8 protein-coding genes, 2 other RNA genes and 1 pseudogene are annotated in these 9,983 nt (G+C 43.6%); all 11 read left to right on the forward strand.

What is annotated here, in order from left to right; genetic code table 11:
• Window positions 1-207: pseudogene (locus tag KVT38_RS32285) on the forward strand (hypothetical protein); the annotation flags it as partial.
• A gap of 216 nt (window positions 208-423) precedes the next feature.
• Window positions 424-1,359: an aspartate carbamoyltransferase gene (gene pyrB, locus KVT38_RS32290; protein WP_217597865.1), complete on the forward strand. Its 936-nt coding sequence runs from the start codon at window positions 424-426 to the stop codon at window positions 1,357-1,359.
• A gap of 223 nt (window positions 1,360-1,582) precedes the next feature.
• Window positions 1,583-2,068 carry an SsrA-binding protein SmpB gene (gene smpB, locus KVT38_RS32295; protein ID WP_217597866.1) on the forward strand — a complete coding sequence of 162 codons (486 nt, stop codon included), beginning with the start codon at window positions 1,583-1,585 and terminating at the stop codon, window positions 2,066-2,068.
• Window positions 2,069-2,361: 293 nt separating this feature from the next.
• Window positions 2,362-2,725: a transfer-messenger RNA gene (gene ssrA / locus KVT38_RS32300) on the forward strand.
• Window positions 2,726-3,025: 300 nt separating this feature from the next.
• A complete protein-coding gene (locus KVT38_RS32305; RefSeq protein ID WP_217597867.1) occupies window positions 3,026-3,853 on the forward strand; it encodes an endonuclease NucS domain-containing protein in 828 nt (275 codons plus the stop codon).
• Window positions 3,854-4,851: 998 nt separating this feature from the next.
• Window positions 4,852-6,129 carry a three-Cys-motif partner protein TcmP gene (gene tcmP, locus KVT38_RS32310; protein ID WP_217597868.1) on the forward strand — a complete coding sequence of 426 codons (1,278 nt, stop codon included), beginning with the start codon at window positions 4,852-4,854 and terminating at the stop codon, window positions 6,127-6,129.
• A 30-nt stretch (window positions 6,130-6,159) separates the two neighbouring features.
• A complete protein-coding gene (locus KVT38_RS32315) occupies window positions 6,160-6,879 on the forward strand; it encodes a DUF5131 family protein (protein ID WP_217597869.1) in 720 nt (239 codons plus the stop codon).
• 752 nt (window positions 6,880-7,631) lie between these two features.
• Window positions 7,632-8,279, forward strand: a complete 648-nt coding sequence (locus KVT38_RS32320; protein WP_217597870.1) for a hypothetical protein — start codon at window positions 7,632-7,634, stop codon at window positions 8,277-8,279.
• A 1-nt stretch (window position 8,280) separates the two neighbouring features.
• A complete protein-coding gene (locus KVT38_RS32325) occupies window positions 8,281-8,967 on the forward strand; it encodes a hypothetical protein (RefSeq protein WP_217597871.1) in 687 nt (228 codons plus the stop codon).
• An 18-nt stretch (window positions 8,968-8,985) separates the two neighbouring features.
• Window positions 8,986-9,420: a hypothetical protein gene (locus tag KVT38_RS32330; RefSeq protein ID WP_217597872.1), complete on the forward strand. Its 435-nt coding sequence runs from the start codon at window positions 8,986-8,988 to the stop codon at window positions 9,418-9,420.
• Window positions 9,406-9,734, forward strand: a transfer-messenger RNA (tmRNA) gene (gene ssrA / locus KVT38_RS32335). Before KVT38_RS32330 ends, ssrA (KVT38_RS32335) begins: the two co-directional genes overlap by 15 nt.
• Window positions 9,735-9,983: the final 249 nt, after the last annotated feature.

Raw genomic sequence — 9,983 nt, forward strand, 5'->3', positions numbered from 1 at the left:
GCCGCGCAGGGCAAGGGCGGCGCGCAGCCGGGCGATGCCGGGCGCAGCGCGCGCGCCAAAGCCGCCGCGCAGACGGCGGCGGCATCCGCCTCCGGCGGCAAGAGCGCGCCGGAGGGCGCGCGCCCTGAAGGCGCGGCTAAGCCGCGCCGCCGGCGCAAGCCGAAGGCGCCGGGCGCCAAGCCGACGCCTTCGCCGGATCAGCAATAAAGGGAAGACCCGCCGCAGCCGCGGCGGGTTTCTTCTTTTTGTGCACCTAACGTACACAGATCAACACTTCCTCACACTTCCGCCAAGTTCGCGAATTGGCCGTCTAAATCGCTCCCCTTTTCGGACAAATCCCATTAGACAATCCCGGGGCAATCCGCTAGGATAGATCATGGTAAACATGGACGCGAAGCAGCGTCGACGGGAGGAACGAAAGGGATGGCAGTGCAGGACAAGCTGTATCATGTGCTAGGGGCCAAGCAGTTCTCGCGGAGCGAGCTGGAGGAGTTGTTCGCCGCGTCGCGGACGATGGAGGACGTCGTACGCGCAGGAGGCGACCGACGGCATGCAGGGCGTATCATGACGACGCTGTTCTTCGAAGCGAGCACGCGGACGCGGCTGTCGTTCGAGTCGGCGATGAACCGTCTGGGCGGCAGCGTCATCGGTACGGAGAATGCGGCGCAGTTCTCGTCTGCGATCAAAGGCGAGACGCTTGAGGATACGATTCGCATCATTACGGGGTACAGCGACCTCATCGTTATGCGCCATACGGAGATCGGAGCAGCGAAACGTGCGGCAGCCGTATCTGGCGTACCGGTCCTGAATGCTGGCGACGGGGCGGGTGAGCACCCGACGCAGGCGCTTCTCGACGCCTACACGATCCAGAAAGAATGCGGCAGCCTCGACGGCTTAAGCATCGCGATGGTCGGGGACCTGACCTACGGACGGACGGTTCACTCGCTGAGCTACATCCTCGCCAATTTTAAAGACGTTACGATCTACTACATTTCTCCGGAAAATGTGCCGATTCCGCCTTCGGTGAAGCACTACATGGACGACAAAGGCGTGCGCTACGAGGAAACGACGGACTTGAACGCGGTCGCCGGCTCGGTCGACGTGTTGTACCAGACGCGAATTCAGAAAGAGCGGTTCCCGTCTCCAGAGGAGTACGACAAGGCCGCCGGCCAGTATATTGTCGACGCCGAGCTGATGAGCCGCATGCGGCGGGACGCGATCGTGCTCCATCCGCTGCCGCGGGCAGGCGAGATCGCAGAGGAAGTGGATGCGGATCCGCGGGCTGCGTATTTCCGCCAGGCGCAGAACGGTCTCTACATTCGCATGGCGCTTATCGACAGAGCGCTGCAAGCTGAATAAAGGCTGGTCGACGTCGGAGAGGATCTCCGGCGTCGAATTGTTTTCAGAGCGTGTATGGACAGGGACGACCGAACGAGTTATCGTTTCGCGCGAACGGGGTACTTCATGAGGGATCAGATACAGCCGCGCGCCGCTTCTATCTGACGAGGCACAGTTGTGAGCGGCTGGAAGCGCATGCTATAATGAGAGTCCGATCAAAATGGAATCCGTGAGGTGAAGCAGCATGGTGAAGAGCAAGGACCAGTTCGACAAACCGCTCGCGCAGAACAGGAAGGCTTCGCATGACTACTTCATCGAGGATACGTTTGAAGCGGGCATGGTGCTGACCGGCACCGAGATCAAGTCGCTCCGGGGCGGCAGAGCCAATATGGGCGATGCGTTCGCTACGATCCGGAACGGCGAGATTTTTCTGCACAACATGCACATTAGTCCGTTCGAGCAGGGCAACCGGCACAACCCGACCGACCCGACGCGCACACGCAAGCTGCTGATGCACAAGGCGCAGATTCGCAAGCTCATCGGCGCTTCCAAGCAAGAGGGCTACACGATCGTGCCGCTGAAGGTGTACACGCGCAACGGCTACGCCAAGTGCCTCTTAGGTCTCGGCCGAGGCAAGAAGAACTACGACAAGCGGGAATCCGCCGCGAAGAAGGATGCGGAGCGCGATATTCAGCGGGCTTTGCGGGAAAAGCAAAAGGTCGCCAGGTAAGGTGGCGCTGTGCGGGATGACGGCCAGGAATACTGGAATACTGCGTGAGATACAGCAGTTTTCCGTTAATCGGCCGCATCAGGCAGTCATCGCCAACCATCCCAGTAATGCCGTGCGGTATTTGCCGGCGGGGTGTGCTATACTATAGAAGTTCTACCGATTCGATTCGTTTTATGCACCGTGTTCGTACTTCGCCGATCGTCGCTGTCACAGCGGGAGAGGCACCTGAAGATCCGTTCGCTTGGCCGACCGCGCACGATAGGGTCCGCCGCGATGGCTTCGCTTCTCATTTAGGGGCCGTTTATGGATTCGACGGGGGTAGTTCGGACATGAGTAGCGGGTAGTAGGGCTGCGGCTGCTTCACCAACGCGGAAGCCAATTAACTGGCAAACAACAACCAACCTACGCTGTAGCAGCCTAAGAAACTGCTCACGTGCTCCTACCTTCCATCGCCCATGTGGCGGGATAGGGGCTCAACTTTAGTGGGATACGCTGTCTAGTCTCCGCCTGGGGCTAGCTGAAGAAGACAATCAGGCTGACCCGAAGGGAATCCGGTGACAGGGAGTCTCTAGGGTGACATCAAATCTGTCACTACACCCGTAGAAGCTTATGTTGCGTTATCTTCGGACAGGGGTTCGACTCCCCTCGGCTCCATTTTAACCATCAGTGAAACCACCTTGTGAGGTGGTTTTTCTGTTTATTAAGGGCTTATTGCAGTATGCATTGCGGTTAGAAAGCCTTGCTGGGACTGAGTTTGCTCGTGTTCTGATCATGTATACAGTGATTTTCCCTGATGCTATGCGAAGACATTGGGAGAAGACCGCCATGAATACAGAGAGAACTATGAGCACAGTAGCCAAGTTGGTTGCTCGATGAAGAGAATATTCGCCAGAGATAACTGTGCTCTATGTTGTATAATTGTTGTAGTTAATTTGTTGAAAGGGATATGGTGACTTTATGGCTAATCCATTCGTATGGCAGATGGTTAAGGAAGCTGTTAAAGACTTGGGAGGCAAGGCTTCTAATAGTGATATCAAGAAATACATAAAAGGAAAATATGGAAACGTTAATGAGACAACAATCAACTGTACCATTCTCACCTGTTCTGTAAATAAGGAATCAAGGATTAATTGGCCTGAGAATTCTAAACCGAGGATAGCAACCTCCCAGTATGATTTTTTGTATAATACAGGAAGAGGGCAGGTAGAGCTATATGATGCCGCAAAGCATGGCAATTGGGAAATAAAGCGAATGGATGACGGTAAGCTTAAAGTCTGCATGCTAGGTGATTATGAAGACGGAGCAATTTCTGATGGTATGGGTTTAGGAACCCAGGAGCAGGTTACCTCCGATGAAGCTATTGGTAATTCTGAGAGTCTAATCTTCCCCCTTGAGAACCATTTGAGGGATTTCATTGCCAAGAATATTGGTTCTATTAATGTGGATGGTAAAAGGTTAAGCCTGTTTGTAAATGATTCAGATACAGTGGGAATCGAATACCAAACTGATATTGGCAGAATCGATCTACTTGCTGTTGATGAAGATGGTAATTTTGTTGTATTAGAGCTGAAGGTCAGCAAGGGAGCAGATTATGCTTTGGGCCAACTATTAAGGTATATGGGCTGGGTCAAATCTAAGCTTTGTAAGGGCAGTAGTGTAAAAGGTGTCATAGTAGCACCTGAGATTGATGACAGGCTTAAGTATGCTGCCAGTATGGTCAAAGACGTAACGTTATACAGATATCAAGTTAGCTTCTCCATTGAGGCTGTCGGCTTGCAAAGTTAAGGGTTATGGGGGCTGGTAATATATCTGTGAGTTTATGTGGTACGGTAAGAGAGGATTGCATTGAATGCAGTAATCTACATAGGAAGCCACGGTGCAGTAATGCTGAAAATGCATTTATTTGCCGCGGCTATTTTATTATGGTCAGTTTTTACTGGTTTTGATAAAGGTAGGATTAATTGAATCGTAGATTGCATCTATAAAGGAATCGTTAATAAAACGCCCCCTTCGGGGATATCGTCAGCTTGTGTTCTCCCCACAGTTGTGCTAAATCCTCTGCTGTAATAAATTGAACTACAGCTTCTCCTCTCTCACAGTTAATCCCCAAGTTCATTATCATAACCTCTTATATTACCTATTGAATTGTACTATATATACATTGAATCTCAGAAGTCATGTGATGCTGTTCTTAGTCAAGTTAAAAACCTGCGTGGCTAAAGGATTTCTGGATATCCTAAAAAGTTAAATTAATTAATTGCAAATCATTTTGCCGTTTTATTCGTTTTGCTGAAAACGCCGATTTTGCATTCACTTCTATAGATATAACCTAGTGCAATCCTTATGGAGATTTCAAAAAACGAAAAAAATTTCCCGGGGCGGTGCATATCAAAGTAAAGATTCAAATTGAAGAATGTAAGATGTTTGAAAAGACAGTAGTGGCAGTGTGGTGAAACGAGGAGGCCGATTAGCCTCCTTTTCATGATGGCTGAGAAACTCATAGACCGTTTGCTCCGAAGTCAGCTTCACCATTCTGGATAATAGCTAATCCGCAGATATTGCATATTGTTAATAACAATTCATTTCCAAATACAAAAAGAAATTTTATATGAAGGAACAATAGTTATTAGGTTTTGATGTACGGATCAGAGCATCTACCTTTCAGGGGATGCACTGATCCAATTTCCTATTATACAAGATTATTGTGCGTTCACTCATGCTATAATAAATAGGACATCTTAGTCGGGCTCGAGGGAACTTATTCCTGGGGGTGTATCCGATAAATGGAGACTAGCCATAAACATTTTGAGAAGAAAGATATTCAAACGGTTCTCAAACATATCCTACTTAAAGATTATTTAACCCGCTGGGCAAATGTTTTTATGAAGGCTTCAATTAGCAAACCAATAAAAAAGTGTCATTTCGCTGATTGTTTTGCAGGACGTGGTTCTTTCGAGGATGGTCAGGAAGGTTCTCCATTAATTGCAATTAATAACTTATTCAATCTTCAGAGAGAGTTTCAATATAGCAAGGAATGTCGCTTTTATATTCATACGGTGGAACTTCTAGAAAGTTACCACAATATGCTCAAACAAATGGCGGAGCAGTCATCGTATCCTTCACAGATCAAAAATCATTGTGGGGAGTTTAAAGATCATGTAGTTCCATTGCTTAAATCGACAAGCGGTTATCCTGCACTTTACTTTGTTGATCCTTTTGGATACAAAGGCGTTCATATGGCCGACATCTTAAAGATTCTTTCTGAAAGATCACATGAAGTTCTAATCAATGTAATGAGTTATTCTTTGGTTCGGAACTATCGGATTCACAACAATCAGGAAGAGTTATCTGATTTCTTTGGGGTTGATGAACTTCCAGATAATATTATTGAATATATTAGGATGGCATCAAATGATGACGTGTTATCAAATCAAAAGAGCCGGGGCTTGTTTGAAAAGCTGGAAGATCAAATCCTTGATCTATATGTATTAAAACTTAAAAGTAGCTTTAGTGAGCCGATGTATACGCTAAAAAAACGTATCTATAGCCCACTGAATCCTAATGTTTATTTTCATTTGGTATTTGCGACAAGAAGTAGAGCAGGGCTAGTTGAAATGAAAAATACTATGGTCGCGTTTGAAGGCTTACGAATTAAAGCCGAAGACAACTATCATGAGGCTACCAATAGCAGGAAAATGCTTTATGTGGATGATCTCTTTTCTGAATCGAGTTCTTTGAAAGTATATGATTATTCCGATTTCGTTGATGGAATTATAAAGCATTTTAATAATATTGAAACTACGTACGGTAAGATAGTTGATTATTTCCTTCAATACTCTCCACTAACTTTTCGGGATATCGAAAGTCAAAAGAGTATATACGATTATAGTACGAGGCTTTTTAAGAAAAATAGTTATATCAATTCATCTTCACATTCTTATGCAAATTATAGAGATGCAGATAATGTTGTGATGCATATCAGGCTACCGAGTGATTATTTAAGTCGTATTCAGGGTAGCGACGCTCAAGTTGAACAACTTGATCTTTTCAATATGGGTTAATTGGTAAGATATTTTCTGGAGGTGAGGTGTATGTCAACCAGTTCAAATATAGAGTGGACGGAAGCGACGTGGAACCCTGTCACCGGCTGTACCAAAATATCGGCTGGGTGTAAACATTGTTATGCGGCCACGATGGCAAAACGACTTAAAGCAATGGGGAATTCGAGATATGAAAATGGCTTTAACTTGACGCTACACTACGACCTTATTGATCTTCCACTCTCGTGGAAGAAGCCGAGAATGATTTTTGTAAATTCTATGTCTGATTTATTCCATCAAGATGTTCCTGTGGAGTTTATTCAAAAGGTCTTTGATACTATGAGACAAGCATCCTGGCATACATTTCAAATCTTAACTAAACGATCTGAGAGGCTATTCGAGTTGTCCACTGAATTACTTTGGCCAGATAATGTTTGGCAAGGTGTAAGTGTAGAAAATGAAAAAGTAACCTTTAGAATTGATCATTTGAGGCAAGTACCAGCTAAAACGCGATTTTTATCACTGGAGCCGCTAATTGGTCCTTTAGAGAATCTACGGCTGGATGGGATTCATTGGGCAATTGTTGGAGGTGAATCAGGTTACGGGGCAAGGCCTATGAAAGAAGAGTGGGTTTTAAGTATTAGGGATCAGTGTTTGGCTAATAATGTAGCATTTTTCTTTAAGCAATGGGGTGGAGTGCAGAAGCATCGAACTGGGAGGACTTTGGAAGGCAGAACATGGGATGAGTTTCCTTATATTATTAACGCTTAATATTGTCAAAAGTGAAAAGGTAATTAACACAATCTGGAACGTACATGCTTGATATGGATATGGTTCAACAGACAGGGTCTGTATTATTGATTGAGAATTGTTATTATGAAGGGATAAAATGTGAGATAGTATTGGATTTGTAGTTGTAGCGATTATACTTAGCGTGAGAGAGTCCTGTCGCTACACCCGTAGGAGCACACATGTGAGGGTGTCTTCGACAGAGGGCGACTCTCTTCGGCGTCATCAAAAAACTCTTGCCGCACGAGGTCAGAGTTTTCTTGTTATTGCAGCAAAGCCAACGGGGACGACAGATTCCAATTCCTTATTAGTGAAAATATAGAATTCTGTGGCGAGAAAGTTTGAGTGGCGTTTTTAATTGCTATGCACTTCTCCAAATCATAGTAAATTGCCGTACGTTCACAGCAACGTCATCGAGCTAACTTACCAATTCAATCAATCTCATCTGCCATACAAATTTATTTCATTGCATTTAAGCGTTTTACAATTCTAATTGTTTGTTAATGCAATAGGAGTAGAAAAGTAGATCATTAGTATCGAACCTTTACAGACATTGGATACTGTGAGAACATGTGTTATAGAGAGTGGCATGGTGTTCTTCAAGTGTTTAAATTTGTTTATTACTAAAAGGATATACAATCATCATAGTCTATGTAGAATCAATTCAGAGATCATCTTGGTTGTATCTAATCTTCTATAAAAGTATACTCAGAGTTGCTGGGAGAGGTGCTAGTATGCCATTTGATTTTATGATGAAAGAATATGATTTTAAAAGCGAAGACATATATATGTTGTTAAAGACAGACTTTGAGTTTATTAAAATCAGTACGGTTGATAACACTCATTACTTGTTAGAACGTAATGATTTGATTAGATTTATCTCTAGTGAGTTTGAAGAGAATGAGTATAAGCAAGATGATTTTAACATTCATGCAGTTTATTTTCTTCCGTCTCATAAAGAAAAAGAATTATGTCAATACTTAAGTGAAGAGGTAATCGTACAAGGATTGGAAAAATATTATACCGAAGAGATGATGGAGAGTTTTGATGTTGATGAAAGCAGTGTTGAAATGTCATCGATAGTTCAATACAGGGATCGCCATAGGTATGGCACCTCATTTTTTGGAGTTGAAGATGATGTCGAGCTTGTTGAACTAATCAAAACAGCCTCTGATATATTAGAACTAAAAGCAATGAACGGGTATAAAATTGCGATCGGAGGGGTATCGGGGCATTTAGGGCTTCTAGAAAGAGGTCGCAAGGTGCAAACGGAAAACCCCCAAAGTAAACATTACAGCCTTTGGAAATTTTGCGAAAGTAAAACAGGGAAACGTTTCGCTGATGTTGGCAATGGTTTTAGAATAATGTCCCAAGGGGGATAATATGAATATTAGAAACGAATTGGCCTTTAACAGAATTTTAAGCCATGATTTTGAATTTATTCGGAATATTGAAGTACTTCTTGAAGTTAATTTTCCATTGGTTTTTAGTTTCGACGCAAATGAAAATAAAAAATACTTGGCGTATGTTGTTGATTTTAAAAGAAGAAAAAAAATCCTTAATATTATGTTTGTTGAAACCAGTAATGAAACGCTATATGATTTATTAGATCAAAATATTTCATTAAGAACTGCTTTAACAAAAAACAGACCTTATATAGTTTACTCGGATGGAAAAGAAATTTACGACGATATTAATGAACTGTTGCCGAAAGATAACTTTCTTTTAACTGAGTTAATTCCAAACAGCATTGACATTGTGTCTAAGAAACAACGAATAAAGTATGAGCTAAACTGGGGGCAAAATTATTATGATGAATTTATTAAGTTCAAAGAAGTAAGGAATAAGTACAATGTACTATCTACAATTTTTTTTAGTAAGTACACAGAGTCTTTAAATACAATAGTCGATCAGTATACCACTAATTATAAAAACAAACATGTCTTTTCGTCCCATCGTCGAAATGAAAATAAGCCACTCAAAGAACAAGATATGCTCGATCATGTGAAGTTGCTAAAGAAAATTATCAATGATAATTATGTGTTTACCTATGATATTGAAAGGAATTAAGACTCTGGAGGTGCCTGCATGAACGTTCAACTTGAATTTTCAGGATTTATAATAACTGAATTAATTTATCGAATAGCGACAGACATACCAGAGGGTTTCCATCCGCGTGACGAGGAAGTTGAACAAAAAGCACAAGGAAAACTAGCTATACATAAAGAGCTTGAAGTATGTATTTTTGAATATGAAATCGATTTAAAAACGTTTATAAATAGTGAAGTGTTTAGAACTTTGGAACTGAGCGTCAACTTCCAATTCAACTTAAATTTCGAAAATAAAGAAGATATTTTGTCCGAAAGAGACATGATAATTGGTGAAATACGTAATAAGTTTAGTGGGGATATACTTTCCTTTATTAAATTTGAAGTTAAAGAGATCATTAGGAAATTAACAAGTGTCGACCACTTTTCTTCAATTAGTAATGGTGAGGACATTTTATTTGTTGTTGAATCTTAGTTTGAGTAGCGGGTAGTAGGGCTGCGGCTGCTTCACCAACGCGGAAGCCAATTAACTGGCAAATAACAACCAACCTACGCTGTAGCAGCCTAAGAAACTGCTCACGTGCTCCTACCTTCCATCGCCCATGTGGCGGGATAGGGGCTCAACTTTAGTGGGATACGCTGTCTAGTCTCCGCCTGGGGCTAGCTGAAGAAGACAATCAGGCTGACCCGAAGGGAATCCGGTGACAGGGAGTCTCTAGGGTGACATCAAATCTGTCACTACACCCGTAGAAGCTTATGTTGCGTTATCTTCGGACAGGGGTTCGACCGCGCGGAAGGGAGCGAAGCGGACTGAGCACGGCATCTGATTCTACGGCTGCGCTCTACTTCGTCGAATCGGCTTCGTCAGCCATTTCAATCAGGAATCATATACTCCCCTCGGCTCCACCATAAGGACTCTGACCGCATGAGGTCAGAGTCTTTTGTGCGCTTGGCAGCGCAATGTCTATCGTAAAGTAAAAGTACCCCGAATAATCGTCGTACCGTACCCAAAAAAATCGTGCAGTTTTACCCATTATG

Source organism: Cohnella sp. GbtcB17 (assembly GCF_019091135.1).
Taxonomy (GTDB): domain Bacteria; phylum Bacillota; class Bacilli; order Paenibacillales; family Paenibacillaceae; genus Cohnella.

Excerpts from the sequence above, each read along its gene's own strand:
- pyrB (WP_217597865.1), top strand. The coding sequence starts at position 424 with ATGGCAGTGCAGGACAAGCTGTATCATGTGCTAGGGGCCAAGCAGTTC.
- smpB (WP_217597866.1), top strand. The coding sequence starts at position 1,583 with ATGGTGAAGAGCAAGGACCAGTTCGACAAACCGCTCGCGCAGAACAGG.
- KVT38_RS32305 (WP_217597867.1), top strand. The coding sequence starts at position 3,026 with ATGGCTAATCCATTCGTATGGCAGATGGTTAAGGAAGCTGTTAAAGAC.
- KVT38_RS32330 (WP_217597872.1), top strand. The coding sequence starts at position 8,986 with ATGAACGTTCAACTTGAATTTTCAGGATTTATAATAACTGAATTAATT.
- KVT38_RS32315 (WP_217597869.1), top strand. The coding sequence starts at position 6,160 with ATGTCAACCAGTTCAAATATAGAGTGGACGGAAGCGACGTGGAACCCT.
- KVT38_RS32325 (WP_217597871.1), top strand. The coding sequence starts at position 8,281 with ATGAATATTAGAAACGAATTGGCCTTTAACAGAATTTTAAGCCATGAT.
- tcmP (WP_217597868.1), top strand. The coding sequence starts at position 4,852 with ATGGAGACTAGCCATAAACATTTTGAGAAGAAAGATATTCAAACGGTT.
- KVT38_RS32320 (WP_217597870.1), top strand. The coding sequence starts at position 7,632 with ATGCCATTTGATTTTATGATGAAAGAATATGATTTTAAAAGCGAAGAC.